This is a genomic window from Robertmurraya mesotrionivorans (assembly GCF_050971805.1).
GTDB lineage: Bacteria > Bacillota > Bacilli > Bacillales > Cytobacillaceae > Robertmurraya_A.
Map to the genome: position 1 here is coordinate 23,580 of NZ_JBPCCH010000001.1, position 14,860 is coordinate 38,439.

At 37.2% G+C, this 14,860-nt stretch carries 19 protein-coding genes and 1 riboswitch; of the genes, 9 read left to right on the top strand and 10 right to left on the bottom strand.

The window, feature by feature from the left end; all coding sequences use genetic code 11:
• Window positions 1-204 precede the first annotated feature (204 nt).
• Window positions 205-1,260 (bottom strand): metal ABC transporter solute-binding protein, Zn/Mn family, encoded by a 1,056-nt coding sequence (locus ACRX5O_RS00125; protein ID WP_433904105.1) that lies wholly within the window; start codon window positions 1,258-1,260, stop codon window positions 205-207.
• 215 nt (window positions 1,261-1,475) lie between these two features.
• Here ACRX5O_RS00125 and ACRX5O_RS00130 point away from each other — a divergent pair, with 215 nt between their 5' ends.
• Complete coding sequence (locus ACRX5O_RS00130) at window positions 1,476-2,042, top strand: beta-class carbonic anhydrase (protein WP_433904106.1); 567 nt, start codon at window positions 1,476-1,478, stop codon at window positions 2,040-2,042.
• Here ACRX5O_RS00130 and yidD read toward each other — a convergent pair.
• Entirely contained in the window at window positions 2,039-2,272 is a 234-nt protein-coding gene (yidD, locus tag ACRX5O_RS00135; RefSeq protein WP_433904107.1) for a membrane protein insertion efficiency factor YidD, read from the bottom strand. The genes ACRX5O_RS00130 and yidD overlap by 4 nt on opposite strands.
• A gap of 149 nt (window positions 2,273-2,421) precedes the next feature.
• Here yidD and ACRX5O_RS00140 point away from each other — a divergent pair, with 149 nt between their 5' ends.
• Window positions 2,422-2,895 (top strand): S-ribosylhomocysteine lyase, encoded by a 474-nt coding sequence (locus ACRX5O_RS00140; protein ID WP_066057584.1) that lies wholly within the window; start codon window positions 2,422-2,424, stop codon window positions 2,893-2,895.
• Between the two features lie 33 nt (window positions 2,896-2,928).
• Here ACRX5O_RS00140 and cls read toward each other — a convergent pair whose 3' ends face one another.
• Both cls and ytzI read right to left on the bottom strand, forming a co-directional pair.
• Complete coding sequence (cls, locus tag ACRX5O_RS00145) at window positions 2,929-4,377, bottom strand: cardiolipin synthase (protein ID WP_433904730.1); 1,449 nt, start codon at window positions 4,375-4,377, stop codon at window positions 2,929-2,931.
• A 10-nt stretch (window positions 4,378-4,387) separates the two neighbouring features.
• Window positions 4,388-4,546, bottom strand: a complete 159-nt coding sequence (ytzI, locus tag ACRX5O_RS00150) for a YtzI protein (protein WP_119709555.1) — start codon at window positions 4,544-4,546, stop codon at window positions 4,388-4,390.
• Between the two features lie 149 nt (window positions 4,547-4,695).
• Here ytzI and ACRX5O_RS00155 point away from each other — a divergent pair, with 149 nt between their 5' ends.
• Both ACRX5O_RS00155 and ACRX5O_RS00160 read left to right on the top strand, forming a co-directional pair.
• Window positions 4,696-5,142 (top strand): Dps family protein, encoded by a 447-nt coding sequence (locus ACRX5O_RS00155; protein ID WP_433904108.1) that lies wholly within the window; start codon window positions 4,696-4,698, stop codon window positions 5,140-5,142.
• 173 nt (window positions 5,143-5,315) lie between these two features.
• Window positions 5,316-6,317: a methyl-accepting chemotaxis protein gene (locus ACRX5O_RS00160; RefSeq protein ID WP_433904109.1), complete on the top strand. Its 1,002-nt coding sequence runs from the start codon at window positions 5,316-5,318 to the stop codon at window positions 6,315-6,317.
• A 71-nt stretch (window positions 6,318-6,388) separates the two neighbouring features.
• On the opposite strand, the gene ACRX5O_RS00165 is transcribed toward ACRX5O_RS00160, so the two are convergent.
• Entirely contained in the window at window positions 6,389-6,646 is a 258-nt protein-coding gene (locus ACRX5O_RS00165; RefSeq protein ID WP_119709552.1) for a DUF6154 family protein, read from the bottom strand.
• A gap of 165 nt (window positions 6,647-6,811) precedes the next feature.
• Between ACRX5O_RS00165 and ACRX5O_RS00170 the strand changes: the two genes are divergently transcribed.
• Window positions 6,812-7,141, top strand: coding sequence for a hydrolase (locus ACRX5O_RS00170; protein ID WP_433904110.1), 330 nt, complete (start codon window positions 6,812-6,814; stop codon window positions 7,139-7,141).
• A 21-nt stretch (window positions 7,142-7,162) separates the two neighbouring features.
• Here ACRX5O_RS00170 and ACRX5O_RS00175 read toward each other — a convergent pair whose 3' ends face one another.
• Window positions 7,163-8,017, bottom strand: a complete 855-nt coding sequence (locus tag ACRX5O_RS00175; RefSeq protein WP_433904111.1) for a DUF6612 family protein — start codon at window positions 8,015-8,017, stop codon at window positions 7,163-7,165.
• Between the two features lie 97 nt (window positions 8,018-8,114).
• On the opposite strand from ACRX5O_RS00175, the gene ytkD reads away from it, so the two are divergent.
• Window positions 8,115-8,585 carry an RNA deprotection pyrophosphohydrolase gene (gene ytkD / locus ACRX5O_RS00180; protein WP_433904112.1) on the top strand — a complete coding sequence of 157 codons (471 nt, stop codon included), beginning with the start codon at window positions 8,115-8,117 and terminating at the stop codon, window positions 8,583-8,585.
• A 30-nt stretch (window positions 8,586-8,615) separates the two neighbouring features.
• Here the strand turns inward: ytkD and ACRX5O_RS00185 are convergent, their stop codons facing one another.
• From ACRX5O_RS00185 to ACRX5O_RS00195, 3 genes are read right to left on the bottom strand one after another with little or no spacing between them, the layout of a single operon-like run.
• The gene (locus ACRX5O_RS00185) at window positions 8,616-9,422 is read right to left on the bottom strand and encodes an ABC transporter permease (RefSeq protein WP_433904113.1); all 807 of its coding nucleotides are present in this window, start codon (window positions 9,420-9,422) and stop codon (window positions 8,616-8,618) included.
• On the bottom strand, window positions 9,415-10,179 hold the full coding sequence (locus ACRX5O_RS00190) for an ABC transporter ATP-binding protein (RefSeq protein WP_433904114.1): 765 nt from the start codon (window positions 10,177-10,179) through the stop codon (window positions 9,415-9,417). The genes ACRX5O_RS00185 and ACRX5O_RS00190 overlap by 8 nt, the downstream gene beginning before the upstream one ends.
• A 27-nt stretch (window positions 10,180-10,206) precedes the next feature.
• Window positions 10,207-11,202: an ABC transporter substrate-binding protein gene (locus ACRX5O_RS00195; RefSeq protein ID WP_433904115.1), complete on the bottom strand. Its 996-nt coding sequence runs from the start codon at window positions 11,200-11,202 to the stop codon at window positions 10,207-10,209.
• Window positions 11,203-11,334: 132 nt separating this feature from the next.
• On the opposite strand from ACRX5O_RS00195, the gene ACRX5O_RS00200 reads away from it, so the two are divergent.
• Complete coding sequence (locus ACRX5O_RS00200) at window positions 11,335-12,114, top strand: alpha/beta hydrolase family protein (RefSeq protein WP_433904116.1); 780 nt, start codon at window positions 11,335-11,337, stop codon at window positions 12,112-12,114.
• A gap of 34 nt (window positions 12,115-12,148) precedes the next feature.
• On the top strand, window positions 12,149-12,391 hold the full coding sequence (locus ACRX5O_RS00205) for a DUF2584 domain-containing protein (protein WP_433904117.1): 243 nt from the start codon (window positions 12,149-12,151) through the stop codon (window positions 12,389-12,391).
• Window positions 12,392-12,428: 37 nt separating this feature from the next.
• On the opposite strand, the gene pckA is transcribed toward ACRX5O_RS00205, so the two are convergent.
• Window positions 12,429-14,015 (bottom strand): phosphoenolpyruvate carboxykinase (ATP), encoded by a 1,587-nt coding sequence (pckA, locus tag ACRX5O_RS00210; RefSeq protein WP_433904118.1) that lies wholly within the window; start codon window positions 14,013-14,015, stop codon window positions 12,429-12,431.
• A 201-nt stretch (window positions 14,016-14,216) separates the two neighbouring features.
• Between pckA and ACRX5O_RS00215 the strand changes: the two genes are divergently transcribed.
• Window positions 14,217-14,594, top strand: a complete 378-nt coding sequence (locus ACRX5O_RS00215) for a thiol-disulfide oxidoreductase DCC family protein (protein ID WP_433904731.1) — start codon at window positions 14,217-14,219, stop codon at window positions 14,592-14,594.
• Between the two features lie 72 nt (window positions 14,595-14,666).
• Window positions 14,667-14,805, top strand: a riboswitch (SAM riboswitch).
• The last annotated feature ends 55 nt before the right edge of the window (window positions 14,806-14,860 follow it).

The window sequence follows — 14,860 nt, forward strand, 5'->3', positions numbered from 1 at the left end:
CTGAGAATCGCAAATAAATTTTGAGAATCGCAAAAAAGTCTAGCAAATCTACTGAGAAGAACCATATGAGAAACCAAAATACAATAGAATTAAGACATTCCAAAGCTGTTTTAAAGAAAAGTGCCATCAAATTCATTTAAATAGATTAAAAATGGATCTAAAAACAACAAAAAGCCCCTCGAAAAACGAGGGGGCTGACTTACACTATTCGTTTAAAGCTGTTTGCAATGCTTTGATATTATCTTTCATGATGGTAAAATACGTGCGTTCTTCTTTTACATCTTCATCCGTTAAGGTTGATAGATTATGAAGGATTAGTGGTTCTGCACCGATTTCCTTTTGAACAATTTCAGTTAGCTTTGAGCTTACATTTTGTTCGAAGAAAATATAATGTAGATCATGTTCCTCGGCTTCAGCGATAATATTTTCAAGCTCCTTTTGAGTAGGCTCATTTGTGGAGGCTAAACCTGATACGCTGATTTGCTCAAGTCCGTAACGTTCAGACCAATAACCGAATGCAGCGTGGGACACTAAAAATTCCTTGTGTTTTGCCGTGCTAGTTACATCAGTAAATTCGTCATTTAATTGCTGCAATTCTTTTTCTAGTGCTGTGAAGTTCTCTTCGATTTGCTCTTTATGATCTGGTAATTTTTCAAGAAGTTGTTCTTTAATTTCTTCTGCTAAGCTAATGGCATAAACTGGGTCAAGCCATACGTGAGGATCTACATCACCGTGGTTATGTTCATCCTCTTCTTCATGAGCATGTTCTTCTTCGGTTTCTTCTGCATGCTCTTCTGCCGTTTCTTCATGAGCATGTTCTTCTTCGGTTTCTTCTGCATGCTCTTCTGCCGTTTCTTCATGAGCATGTTCTTCTTCAGTTTCTTCTGCATGCTCCTCAAATGTGAGATGTTCAGCAGTTGCTACTAACGTGACGTTTTCATTTTTTAATGCTTCTTCTGCCTTTGAAACGAAACCTTCTAAACCTAGGCCAATGTAAAAGAAAAGGTCAGATTCTGCAAGATCGATCATATCCTTTTGAGATGGCTCATAAGAGTGTTCATCTGCACCATTAGGATAAATGGATTTGACATTTACTAAATCTCCACCAATACGTTCTGTGAAGTACTGTAATGGATAAACGGTTGTATAGATTGATAGTTTATCGTTTTCTTGACTGGTATCCGATGATTCTCCCTGGCAACCTGCAAGAAATGTGGCAATGAGTATCATAAAAATAAATGCTGTATATTTACGAAACATACTTACTCTCCTCTCGATTATGGATAAAACGTAATTATTTCGATTTAAAGTGTATAAGAATTGATGTAATTTTGTATTTTAATAGATAATCCGAAACGGTTACGATTTACATTAGTTATATTACCTAATAGTAGAGAATTATGCAACCATAAAAATTGTCTAGTTTTGCAATTATCTTGTATTATAGTCATAAGTACAAAAAAGGGGGTACCAGGATGAGATTGTTAGATGAAATTTTAGAGTATAATCAACAGTTTGTTGAAGAAAAACGGTATGAGGAATTTACAACAACAAAATTCCCGAACAAACGACTAGTTATTTTAACTTGTATGGACACAAGATTACTAGAGCTTTTACCAAAAGCGATGAACGTGTCAAATGGGGATGTAAAACTCATAAAAAATGCTGGTGCACTAGTTACGCATCCGTTTGGAAGTATTATGAGAAGTTTACTTGTAGCTGTGTATCAGTTGCAGGCAGATGAGGTTTTGGTCATTGGTCATTATGATTGTGGAATGAGTGGAATGAAGGCTGATGTAGTCATCGAAAGCATGAAAGAGCGGGGAATTACACAAGAGACGCTTGATATGCTAAACTACTCTGGCATTAACGTCTCTGAATGGATGCATGGATTTGACAATGTTTCTGATAGCGTGAAGCACAGTGTGGACATGATCAAGAAGCACCCTCTGCTTCCAAAAGGAGTTCCTGTACATGGACTTGTCATTGACCCTGAAACAGGTAGACTAGACGCTGTTGAAAATGGGTATGAGAGCATCTAGTTCTTTCTTTCCTTTTTTTCGGGAACATAATCAAACCCACCTGGATGAAAAGGATGACATTTTAATATTCGCTTCATTGTTAAGTAGCCACCTTTTATCGGTCCAAATCTTTCGATGGCCTCTAATCCATAGTGTGAGCAAGTTGGATAGAAGCGACAGCTTGGTGGCTTGAGCGGAGATAGGGCAATTTGATAGAAACGGATAAAGGCAATCAACGCCTTTTTTAACATGTAAATCTCTCACTTTCCTCTTCCTATTTACGAACAACATAACATAGATAGGGAAATTAGTCTAAAAAATGGCATCCGGTTAAGTAGAGATAATGCGTAATAATTGTTGTATACTGATAAAAGAAATTGAATGAATAGGAGTGGAACATATGCCTTCTGTAGAAAGCTTTGAACTAGATCATAATGCAGTGAAAGCCCCATATGTAAGACATTGTGGAGTACATAAAGTGGGGAGTGATGGAGTTGTTAATAAATTTGATATTCGATTCTGTCAGCCGAATAAGCAAGCAATGAAGCCAGATGTTATTCATACATTGGAACACTTATTAGCATTTAACCTGCGTGAGCATGCTGAAAAATACAGCCATTTTGATATTATTGATATTTCTCCAATGGGATGTCAAACAGGTTATTATCTAGTGGTGAGTGGGGAGCCTTCGGTAGAAGAAATTATTGATCTATTAGAGGATACGATGAAATCAGCGGTGGAAATCGTTGAGATTCCTGCAGCTAATGAAACACAATGTGGTCAAGCGAAGCTTCATGACCTTGAGGGAGCTAAACGTTTAATGCGTTTTTGGCTTGAACAATCAAAAGAAGATTTGAAACAGGTATTTGCTTAAAAGTTTAGCCGAGCATTTTTGCTCGGCTATTTTTTATAGAATGGGAGACAAAAGCCTTGATACAGATTCCTTTAGACGGATCTTCACAGGTCTTTTCAAATAATTTTCAAGAGTTAGCTCCGTTGAGGACTTCATATCCTCAGAAAATTGATCCATTAGTATGTTGGAAAATTCTCTGTTATAGATAAATGCATTCACTTCAAAATTCAGTCGGAAGCTTCGTACATCAATATTTGCTGTCCCAACAGAAGCAATTTCATTATCCACGACAATGGATTTCGAATGGATAAATCCTTTTTCATAAATATAAATTTTTGCCCCAGCTTTCAGCATTTCTCCAACATAAAAATAGGTAGCCCAATAGACAAACATATGATCTGGCTTATTTGGGATCATAATTTTTACATCGACTCCACATAAAGAAGCGATTCTTAATGCATCTAAAAGACTCGTGTCAGGAATAAAGTATGGTGTTTGAATAAAAATGGTTTCTTTTGCTAAAGAAATCATTTTTATATACCCGTTTTTTATTTGTTCCCACTCTGAGTCAGGTCCGCTTGTGACAATTTGTAGGCCCACATCCCCGCTACTTCTTGGTTGTTGGAAGTATCGAGGGGAATAATTAATATCGTGCCGGTAGGAAGCTTGGTTCCAATCGAGAATAAACCTAGTTTGTATAGGGTGTACTGCTTCACCGACAATCCGAACATGTGTATCACGCCAGTATCCGAACCTTTTATTTAATCCTAGATACTCATCTCCCACATTAAATCCGCCAACATAACCGATTTTTCCATCAATGATAGCAAGCTTACGATGATTACGATAATTTAATCGCAAATTTATTAAAGGTAGTTTTGAAGGGAAGAAGGCTTCTACCTCTCCTCCAGCTTGGCGCAACTCCTTGAAAAATGACTTTCTTAATGATCGAGAGCCTAGCTCATCGTATAGAACCCGAACCTTTACTCCAGTACGTGCCTTTTGTGATAATACCTTCATTAACCTTCTGCCGAGTTCGTCGTTTTTGATGATATAGTACTGCAAATGGATATGATCTTGAGCGTGCTCTATATCATGGAAGAGAGAGTGAAATTTTTCTTTGCCATCAGTAAAAATTTGAATGTCGTTATGACGAGAAAACATGGCAGCATTATTAATTAAGTGCATATGAATGAGGTCACGACTTTTTTCCTCGGTTGAATTTTGGAAAGGAAAGCTTCTTTGATTCAATTGTGTAATTTGCTCTTCGATTAAAGGCTCTATTCCTACTTTGTCACGATCTTCCCAATAAAACATTTTCTTTCTGCTCAAATTCTGTCCGAAAAGTAAATACATGATAAAGCCGAGTACAGGAATGAAAAATAGTACTAAAATCCAAGCCCAGGTGGCACTAGGATCTCTTCTTTCTAAAAAAATGACAATGATAGCAAGTAAAATGTTAAGGAAGAAAATAATTCCAACAAAAATAGAAAGTATATTCACCAAGATACCCTCACTCTTCTTTTTTTTGATCGCTTTCTTTATGTATATTTGGGTTATCCTCAAGTGAATCAACGGTATGTTTATATGAATAGGCCTTTGAAGTTGTGACAACCGATAAAAGTAAGACAATACCTACAATTATGAGACAAATAATTAGAACAGTTATCATATTATTCCTCCTTTCTCCCATTCTATTTTAGCATGTGTGATTAAGAACTTTAATTATTTGTCACTTGGCCAAACGTTTTAACTTGTCCATTCTGGGTAATATAACAATGGGAGTAACGGCATGGATAAGAAATTATAGGAGGAGATCATATGGATAATAAACTACATGATGTGTTGAACAGCCAAATCTCTAACTGGAGCGTGTTATTTGTTAAGCTACATAATTTTCATTGGTATATTAAAGGGAAAGACTTTTTTACACTGCATACAAAATTTGAAGAGTTTTATAACGAAGCAGCTATTCATATTGACGAATTAGCCGAAAGACTCCTATCAATTGGTGGAGAGCCCATTGCTACTATGAAGGAGTACTTAGAGAAATCGAGCATCAAAGAGTCTACAGGAAGTGAAACAGCAATTGAAATGGTTCAAAGTATATCAAATGATTTCTCAATGTTAATTGAAGAACTAAAAAGCGGAATGTCACTAGCTGAAGAGATGGACGACGAGGCAACAGGTGACATGTTCCTAGCAATTCATTCAACACTAGAAAAACATGTATGGATGTTAAAAGCCTACCTCGGTGAATCAGTATAATCAATCATAAAAGAACAACTCTTGAATAGGGTTGTTTTTTTATTTGTACAAAAAATTCACAATTTATTTAAAAATCGCATTCTCTAAAACGGCAATATTTTCAAAATTGTGATATTATTTATCATATCATGTCACAAAACATAACATTATGGTTCGGTTTGAGAGGAGAATGAATGAATATGGTCAGTACTCAAGAGAAAAATTTAAATGTATCCGTGCTGATGAATGAGTTAAAGCAGGAAAATAGTAAGATGGAAGGTGTCATGCAAAATATTAAAGACATTTCCATGAAATCCAATATATTAGCATTAAATTCAGGAATTGAGGCAGCAAGAGCAGGGGAGGCAGGACGAGCATTTTCAGTCGTTGCGAAGGAGATTAAAAAGTTTGCTCAAGACTGCTTAGATTCTAGCAAAGCAAGTGAGAGTATTATCAAAAGTATTCAAACGAAGGCAAATAATATTATTGCGTTAAGAACGGTGGATATTGCCTTTGATACGATTGATAAAATTGATCGGAATTTATTTGAAAGAAATTGTGACGTTCAGGCATGGGCAACCTTCGATGCCATTAAAGAATGTTTAACTCAGCCTACCTCTGATTCGAAAAAGACAGCGGAAGCATTCATGAAAAATATATATAACATTTATGAAGTGTATTTCGATTTGTTCGTTATTGATTTATCGGGAGAAATTCTTGTTGCTGCGCAAAATCAAAGCCAAGTAGGGCGAAATATGAGTGACCGGGAGTGGTTTCAAGAAACGGTAAAAACAAACGATGTGTACGTCACAGATATGTACTATTCTTCCGTTGTTGAGGGGTATACAATGGGGTATTCTAGTCCTGTTCGAAATGATGTGGGAGAAGTCATAGGCGTATTTACCACCCGATTTAACTGGGAGTACATTTATGACATTATTGACCGGGTTCAAACAGATGAAAAAAGCAAGATCTATGCGATCAATTCAGAAGGTTATGTTATCGCTTCTAAGGACCGTACAGAAATTTTAAAAACAAAGCTCACTCATTTAAAAGCTGTCCAGAATATTTTATCAGGAAGAGAAACTCGAGGGTATACGATTGAGGATAATCAAATTTTCGCATACTCGTTAACTGAAGGATATAATGCCTATAAAGGTAAAGGTTGGTCAGTTATTGTTGCAGAATCTATATAGAGTAAAATAAAGGAAGCTGACTAGTTATAGTCAGCTTCTGTATATGTGCTTTCGTTTTCTTCTATGTACCGTTAGTGAAAGTTCCGTTGTTGGAAGTTAGGGATTTTCCGTTGGCCGTATTCTTCTTGAGCAAATTTCCCTTTCAATCCTTCAATTAGATAGACACCAACTAAATCGTACAACTCCTGCTTATCGAGATCTTTAATGATATTAAGCAAATCCTCTTGAGTTAACTCCTCTAAAAAGGCAAAAGCAAGCATATCAATATCTTCTTCATCACCTGTTAACTTGTGCCGATAAAACTCATATATTTCATCTACAAGCTTCACGTTCTTCACCTCCCTTATTTTTATTATAAAGGTATTGTTATCATTATACTTCAGCAATACCCGTAAATATGTAAACTATTCTTTAATTTTCTTCAATAAGGTGTTGGGAAAAAGGGAATAAATCATTTCCTTGTGCAAATTATAATAAAAAAGGGAGTGTGAGCCATGAATAATGATAAAAAGACATACTATATTACGGTTAGTACAGGAGAAATCTCACAAAGCGGAACGAGCTCTCCTTGGAATTTTAAAATTGAAGCTACAGATGAAGAGATCATTCAGCTTCGTGAATATTTTGATCAAAATCATGCAAATGACTGGGAAAACTTTTTCCGTGCACACGTTCCATATGTTCAATATCATCATGACAGAGAAAATGATGCCTATGATTCGGTTACAGTTCAAGTGTATAACATGATCTATAATCTCGGGGACGAAGAAGCTAAAAAGCATATTGAGTCTATGGGCATATTAAACAACAAACCGCTTACGTAATACGAAAGCGGTTTGTCTATTTTACATCTCCATTTCAGTAGCAGTATCTAAAACTTCTTTTGGAATGGTAATCGTATTTACTTCATTAAATTTGTTGTATGTTCCTTTTATGTCTTGAATCATGTGTACAGTTTCACCTTCTGCTGAGATTTCCATATCCATATATACATCGGTCTTTACAGGATAAAACGTTTCTTTATCAATATGGTACACAAATTTGGCATCATTAATTTTCATCGCATCAAAAATTGCAGGGTCGGCAGTCAGCTCAGCTGGCATTCCTTCCATGGCCGCCTCTTTAATAAATTCACTAAGATCTTCCCCAGAAGCCTGTAAAGTTAAGATGTAATTCTTATTATCTTGTTCAAAAGAAAAATCACTTACAAAATCCTTTAGTTTTTTTAGTTCTTCCGCAGGATTTGTTTGTTGGTCGGATAGTTGTAGTAATTGATCAGACATCTCGCTTGGGAACTTCATCCAAGTATTGGTGGATGGATCTGACATAAACATTCCGTCCTTTGAAAAGTATGCTTCTGTTGCAAAGCTTTCAGAAGTACCTCCCATTGTCATGTTCATTTTTTGGTAAAACGCCATTGGTTCTGTAACAACATCCATCGTAATGGAAGATTGAATCTTCATCGCTTCTTCTTGTGCTGCGGTTATCTCCTGGCTCAAGTCCATGTCAACGGAGAAACTTTGTAGTTCCTCCGAGGCTTTCAACGACTTCTCAAACACTTGCTCAAGAGTTAATTCTGAATTTGTTTCTTTGCTACTACTCTCCTTTTCATTGTTTCCTGTTGGTGTGGCTGTTTGAGAACACGCTGCAAGTAATAATACTAGTAATAAGGTAACGAATGGTTTCATGAACTTTTTCATTTTATCCCTCCTAAATCTCTTCGACATATATACGATTGGAAAAACAATTGGTTTCAGCTATTATGTAAATAAATAGAAAATTAAGGGTGAAGGGTTCATGGAGATGTTTAGGGACCATTTGGGAGCACAGGTGTTGCTTTCATTTGGAGAAAATAAGTTTGGCACTGTTGTAAAACATGTTCTTATTCTAAGTAAATATAAAAATGGGTGGGTACTAACTAAGCATAAAGAAAGAGGTCTGGAATTTCCTGGTGGGAAAGTGGAACATGGGGAAACGTTAGAGGATGCTGCTACCCGGGAAGTATTCGAAGAGACTGGTGGGTTATTAAATAAGTTAATGAAAATTGGTCATTATGAAGTTCGTAACGATGATGAGAGATTTGTAAAAGCCATCTTCTACGGAGAGATAAAGGAACTGATAAGGAAAGATGACTTTCTAGAAACGGACGGGCCGGTGTTCATTGATGATCCTCACCTTAGTGATCGATTGAGTGATGAATATAGTTTTATTATGAAGGATTCTGTGGTTGAAAAGAGTTTGCATTACATACAAACGCATTTGCTGTAAAAAAGAGGCAAGGATGATCCTTCGCCTCTTTTAATTACTTTTAATCAATTTTCTTTCTAACAGTTCAACCAACTGGTACATGATTGTCGCGAATACGGCTATGACAAGTAAGGAGAGCAGTACAAGGGTGAAATTAAATACTTGAAAACCATAAATAATCATGTAACCCAATCCTCTAGACGAAACGAGGAATTCTCCAACGATGACCCCAACCCATGAAAGTCCAACATTCACCTTAAGTGTTGAAATGATCGTAGGGAAACAAGCTGGAAGTATGGCCTCTTTAAAGCATTGGGATCTGGTAGCACCAAATGTTTGTAGTACCTTAATATAATTGGGATCCACTTCTTTAAAGGCGGTATAAACGACAATGGTCGTGATGATGACAGAGATGATCGCACCCATCGCAATAATAGAAGTCATACTCGGACCGAGTGCAACGATTAAAATTGGACCTAAGGCAACCTTTGGCATGGCATTTAAAATCACTAAATAGGGGTCAAGTACCTTTGACAGGAATGGTGACCACCAAAGAATGGCAGCAAGAATGGTTCCAAGAAGTGTTCCTAAAATAAAACCAAGAACGGTTTCTGATAAGGTGTAGCCTAGGTCTACCATAAGTGTACCATCTTGGATTTTTTTAATGAGTAAATTCCATACTTTTGAAGGTGCACTAAAGATTAATGGGTCAATCCATTGTTTCTTGCTCGCAATCTCCCAGCCTAGGAAAAATACAAAGAAGATGACAAATTGGTAAAAACGAACCCATCTCTTCTCATAGGTGAGCTTTTTAATATAATTGTTATGAAGGAGTTCCACTGGTTGCTTATTATTCAAGGGATTCCAACTCCTTCCATATTTCTTGGAATAGCTGATTATAATTTTCGTGATTTCTAGCTTGAAAAGGAGAGAGTTCTCTTAACTCCTTTGGTACCTCAAACGACTTGTGAATTTGCCCAGGACGAGCAGAAAATAAATAAATTCGATCACTCATGGCGATTGCTTCACCAATATCATGTGTGACAAGGATAGCTGTTTTTCCGAATGATTTTAATGTCTCAGACACAAGATCCTCTAGTCGCAGCTTTGTTTGATAATCTAATGCAGAAAATGGTTCATCTAGCATAAGCAGCTTCGGTTCCGTTACTAAAGTTCTAACTAATGCAACCCTTTGTCTCATTCCACCAGAGAGTTGCTTCGGATATTGTTTTTCATAGCCCTTTAATCCCATTTCTTCAAGAAGAGAAAAGGCATATTCCTTCTTAGCACTGTCTTCAATTCCAAAAATTTTTAAACCAAGCAATATATTTTCCTCGATGGTTTTCCAAGGAAATAAATAATCTTGCTGTAGCATATAACCGATCTTTTTCTTAGATTTGTTAACAGAACGATTCTCAAGCAGGATGGTACCCTCCGTTGGTTGAAATAATCCTGCTATGATTGAAAGTAGGGTTGTTTTTCCGCATCCGCTCGGACCAAGGAAGGAAATGAATTCTCCTTCCTCGACTTCGAGTGATATGTCGGAGAGGGCCGTTGTAGCAGAGGTCTTAGTAAAATACGTGTGATGAATATGTTCTAGCTTCAAAAAGCTCATAGTCGGCCACCTCGAAATTTAATGATTTTATTTCATTACCTCTTCAGCAATTAGGGTATTTACAAGGACACTGTGATCCACTCTTTTCGGTAACTCTCCTGCTTCATCCATAATATTTTGAAGGTTTTCCCACTCTGCTTCGTCAAGCACTGGATTTGTTGCGTAAGAGCCCTGGCTCTTGTATCGGTCAACCACCGTCTCAATTAAAGTTAAGTCGGTATCCTCGAAGTAAGGAGAAATAGCTTCAGCGATATCCTTTGGAGAATTTTCTGCTACCCATTTTTGAGCTTTATAAATAGCTCTTGCGAATTTTTCAACGGTTTCTTTGTTTTCCGTCATATAGCTTTCTTTTGACATAAATGTTGTATATGGTACCATACCTGACTCTGTTCCGAATGAAGCGACAATATGACCTCTTCCTTCCTGCTCAAACACACTCGCAGTTGGCTCGAAAAGCTGGACAAAGTCGCCAGTTCCAGAAGCAAAGGCACTTGAAATATTGGCAAAATCAATATTTTGGATCAGGTTCAGGTCGTTATGTGGATCAATACCGTGCTGTTTTAGAACGAATTCCCCAACCATTTGAGGCATACCGCCTTTTCTTTGACCTAAAAAGGTGGATCCCTTCAGCATATCCCACGAAAAATCATCAATTTTTTCACGAGATACAAGGAAAGTTCCATCTGTTTGTGTTAGTTGGGCAAAGTTGATGACTGGGTCATTTGCTTCTTGAGCATAAACGTAAATAGATGTTTCAGAACCAACAAGAGCAACATCAATACTATTGGATAACAGGGCAGTCATTGTCTTGTCTCCACCTGATGTAGTTGTTAGCTCAACATCTAATCCTTCTTCTTCAAAAAAACCTTTTTCTATGGCAACATATTCAGGTGCATAGAAAATGGAACGGGTTACTTCACCAATGCGTACTTTTTGGACTTCTTCCTTGCTGCAGGCAGCAATCGGTATAATGAGAATGACGACTAGGAACATGGAAAAGAAAATCTTAAATGACTTTTTCATTTTATGGATAACCTCCTTAATAGATAAACTTTTTTATGTGAACGGTTTGGGAGCCTAACATATCGTATGAAGTCGAAAAAAATGTGTGAATGCCTAGATGAAAAACATGTGTAAGGGAGTGTGATAGAAGGTATGTATACTCTAGAAATTGTTGATATGGAGAGGTTTCCTTCGCCTCATCCACATGTGGAGTTATCGATAGTAACGTATTATTCGGATGGATTTAAGGTGAAAGGAATGTTAGCAGAACCTAAAGGAGAGAAAGCGTTAGATGGTTTCTTATATTTAAGGGGTGGAATAAAAAGTGTAGGAAAGGTAAGGCCATCTAGGTTGGTGCAATTTGCTAGTGAAGGCTTTATTGTATTTGCCCCCTACTACCGAGGAAATCAAGGAGGAGAAGGAAATGAAGATTTTGCTGGAGATGATCGAGAAGATGCATTTGCAGGGTATCGTATCTTACAGCAGCATTCAAGAGTGAAAAGGGTACATGTATTTGGATTCTCTCGTGGTGGGGTGATGGCATTATTAACTGCCATTAAGTTTCCTGATACAGCCTCTCTCGTCACCTGGGGTGGAGTAAGTGATATGAATCTTACATATATGGAAAGAGAAGATTTGAGAAGGATGATGAAGAGAGTCATTGGTGGTACACCGACGAAATATCCAGAGAGATATAAATTTCGGACTCCATTGTATGATATTGAACAATTACGGTGTCCAACTTTAATCATTCATGGATCGAAGGATCAAAATGTAAGTGTGGACCATGCGCGAAAATTGGAAGAGAGGTTAAAAGATATGCGTCATCCAGTCGAGAGCTGGTATTTTGAGGAGTTGACACATTATTTTCCTCCAAGTATTAACCGAAAAGTCGTTACAGAATTAACACAATGGATGAAAAAACAGTCATAATAATGATAAAATATAAGAAAAGGAGTGGAGAATTATGGGTATGCCATTAGAGCTTAATACAATGATTGTTACTAAGGGTAGAGAAAAGCGACTAGAGGAAAACCTATTTACACTAACCAAAGAAGGATATCGCTTATATCCAATAGACATTCCTCTTGAGGTAAGAAGAACGATTGATGGGGAAGTTAGTGGCATAGCAAAAATTAAAAAAGTAATTTTAGAAGGTGAAAAAACGACGATTGAGTATCAATTGATCTCCTTACATTCATCCAATTAAAAGAGCGTAATCGACTGATTACGCTCTTTTTTAAAAATTAAACTAAAGGACCGCCTTTTTCGATAATCTGTGTTGAAACATTTGCAAATTTATTGAAGTTATCTTTGAATTTAGTGGCTAATTCGTTCGCTTTAATCTGGTACGCCTCTTGGTCAGCCCATGTTCGGTTTGGCTGAAGAACATCATCCGGAACACCTGGAACATGAAGGGGGATCTCCAATCCGAAAATAGGGTCTTTACATGTTTCTACATGGTTTAGTTCCCCTTCGAGAGCTGCCTGTACCATGGAGCGGGTGTATGATAGCTTCATTCTACTTCCGACTCCATACTCGCCACCAGTCCAGCCTGTATTCACTAGATAAACCTTCGCATTATGCTCGTCAATCTTGGATCCTAGCATTTCAGCATAGCGAGTTGCTTCTAATGGTAGGAAAGGAGAGCCGAAGCAAGTTGAAAATGTTGCTTGTGGTGAAGTGATTCCTTGTTCCGTACCAGCAAGTTTTGAAGTGTATCCGCTTAAGAAATGGTACATCGCTTGTTCCTTAGATAGCTTTGCAATTGGAGGTAGTACCCCAAAAGCATCTGCTGTTAGGAATATTATTGTATTAGGGTGACCAGCGACACTTGGATCCACGATATTACTAATAGATTGGATAGGATAAGCAGCACGCGTATTCTCAGTTAATGTTCCATCATCATAGTCAGCGACTCGTGATTCCTTATTCAGCACGACATTCTCTAACACAGATCCAAAATGAATCGCGTCGAAGATTTGAGGCTCCTTTTCTCTTGAAAGGTTAATGCACTTAGCATAGCAGCCTCCTTCAATATTAAAAACACCGTTAGCTGACCAGCCGTGTTCATCATCTCCGATTAAGCGTCGATTCGCATCAGCAGATAAAGTCGTTTTACCTGTTCCTGATAAGCCGAAGAATAAAGCTACATCACCTTCAACGCCGACATTTGCTGAGCAGTGCATAGAGAGAATATTATTTTCAGGCAGTAAGTAATTCATGATCGAGAAAATGGACTTCTTCATCTCTCCTGCATATTCTGTACCACCGATTAATACGGTCTTTCTTTCAAAGGAGACAATGATAAAAGTCTCAGATTTAGTACCATCAATAATAGGGTCTGCTTTAAAGTTTGGAGCCGATATGACTGTGAATTGTTCCTCATGAGTCAAAAGCTCTTCTGCTGTTGGTCTTATGAATAACTGGTGGGCAAATAAATTATGCCAAGCAAACTCATTTATCACTTGAATGGGCAGGCGATGCTTCTTATCTGCGCCAGCGAACCCTTTGAAAACAAACAACTCATCTCTATCTTTCAAGTAACTTAGTACTTTATTATATAAACGATCGAACACTTCTGGAGAGATTGGTTGGTTAACAGCTCCCCAGTCAATCTTGTCCTTTGTAGAAACTTCTTCAACAATGTATTTGTCTTTTGGAGACCGACCAGTATATTTTCCTGTTGTTGCTCGAACAGCTCCTGTCGAAGTCAAGACTCCTTCGTTTCTAGTAAGAACCTTTTCGACTAATTGTGGTACAGATAGTTGCACATGCACATGACCAGAGGCTACCAATTCACTTAATTGATTAGAAATACGGACAGAGTTCATCTGATGACTACCTACCTTTATTTGTTATTTTTTAATTAGTATAACACATTAACTTAATTAGTCTATACTATTTATAAAAATATTAGAGGGTGCAAGAAAAAACATCTTATTCGACCTATTTTTTAAGCTTTTCATTTCATAAAAACAAGAATCCGAGTTAATAGTCTATACTATTAAAAGAAGGGACGAATTTAATTGGAAATGATCGCATTATATGATGCTCAGTGTTCATTATGTCAAAACACCAAAAGGCTCTTTCAAAAGCTTGATATTAGAAAAAAGGTGACGTGGATGTCTCTTCAGGAATATGAGAGAAAAGGTTTTAGCCCTCAGTTCAAGGCAGTGGATCTTAGAAGGGAAATTCATATTATTAATCCAGATGGTAAGGTACTTGTGGGATATTGGGCTGTAAGAAGGCTATTGCTTCTTTCTCCTATTACATGTTTGTTCGGGTTAGTGCTTCACCTCCCCTTCGTACATTTAATTGGAATCCGGGTTTACCGACTAATAGCAAAAAATCGATACAAACTCAATAAAAGGAAATGCGCAGATAACAGTTGCTCATTATTTGAAGAATGAATTAACTATTTTTCATAAAGATGTTGACAGTATTTGACGTGATACGGTATTATTCTACATTGAACGGATACTCTCTTATCCCGAGCTGGTGGAGGGACAGGCCCTATGAAACCCAGCAACCTGCTTTAATAATTAATTACAATAACTGTAATTAATATAAAAGAGAAGGTGCTAACCTGAGGCAAGGATTTTAGTCCTTGAACGATAAGAGCGAAAGGCGCAAATTACTTTGCTATCACCCTTTCCTCAAGCAGGGAAGGTTTTTT

Coding starts and splice junctions, on each gene's coding strand:
- ACRX5O_RS00170 (WP_433904110.1), top strand. CDS start 6,812: ATGAATAATGATAAAAAGACATACTATATTACGGTTAGTACAGGAGAA.
- ACRX5O_RS00130 (WP_433904106.1), top strand. CDS start 1,476: ATGAGATTGTTAGATGAAATTTTAGAGTATAATCAACAGTTTGTTGAA.
- pckA (WP_433904118.1), bottom strand. CDS start 14,015: ATGAACTCTGTCCGTATTTCTAATCAATTAAGTGAATTGGTAGCCTCT.
- ACRX5O_RS00190 (WP_433904114.1), bottom strand. CDS start 10,179: ATGAGCTTTTTGAAGCTAGAACATATTCATCACACGTATTTTACTAAG.
- ytzI (WP_119709555.1), bottom strand. CDS start 4,546: ATGATAACTGTTCTAATTATTTGTCTCATAATTGTAGGTATTGTCTTA.
- ytkD (WP_433904112.1), top strand. CDS start 8,115: ATGGAGATGTTTAGGGACCATTTGGGAGCACAGGTGTTGCTTTCATTT.
- ACRX5O_RS00200 (WP_433904116.1), top strand. CDS start 11,335: ATGTATACTCTAGAAATTGTTGATATGGAGAGGTTTCCTTCGCCTCAT.
- ACRX5O_RS00175 (WP_433904111.1), bottom strand. CDS start 8,017: ATGAAAAAGTTCATGAAACCATTCGTTACCTTATTACTAGTATTATTA.
- ACRX5O_RS00195 (WP_433904115.1), bottom strand. CDS start 11,202: ATGAAAAAGTCATTTAAGATTTTCTTTTCCATGTTCCTAGTCGTCATT.
- ACRX5O_RS00160 (WP_433904109.1), top strand. CDS start 5,316: ATGAATATGGTCAGTACTCAAGAGAAAAATTTAAATGTATCCGTGCTG.
- ACRX5O_RS00140 (WP_066057584.1), top strand. CDS start 2,422: ATGCCTTCTGTAGAAAGCTTTGAACTAGATCATAATGCAGTGAAAGCC.
- ACRX5O_RS00215 (WP_433904731.1), top strand. CDS start 14,217: ATGATCGCATTATATGATGCTCAGTGTTCATTATGTCAAAACACCAAA.
- ACRX5O_RS00155 (WP_433904108.1), top strand. CDS start 4,696: ATGGATAATAAACTACATGATGTGTTGAACAGCCAAATCTCTAACTGG.
- ACRX5O_RS00125 (WP_433904105.1), bottom strand. CDS start 1,260: ATGTTTCGTAAATATACAGCATTTATTTTTATGATACTCATTGCCACA.
- ACRX5O_RS00205 (WP_433904117.1), top strand. CDS start 12,149: ATGGGTATGCCATTAGAGCTTAATACAATGATTGTTACTAAGGGTAGA.
- yidD (WP_433904107.1), bottom strand. CDS start 2,272: ATGTTAAAAAAGGCGTTGATTGCCTTTATCCGTTTCTATCAAATTGCC.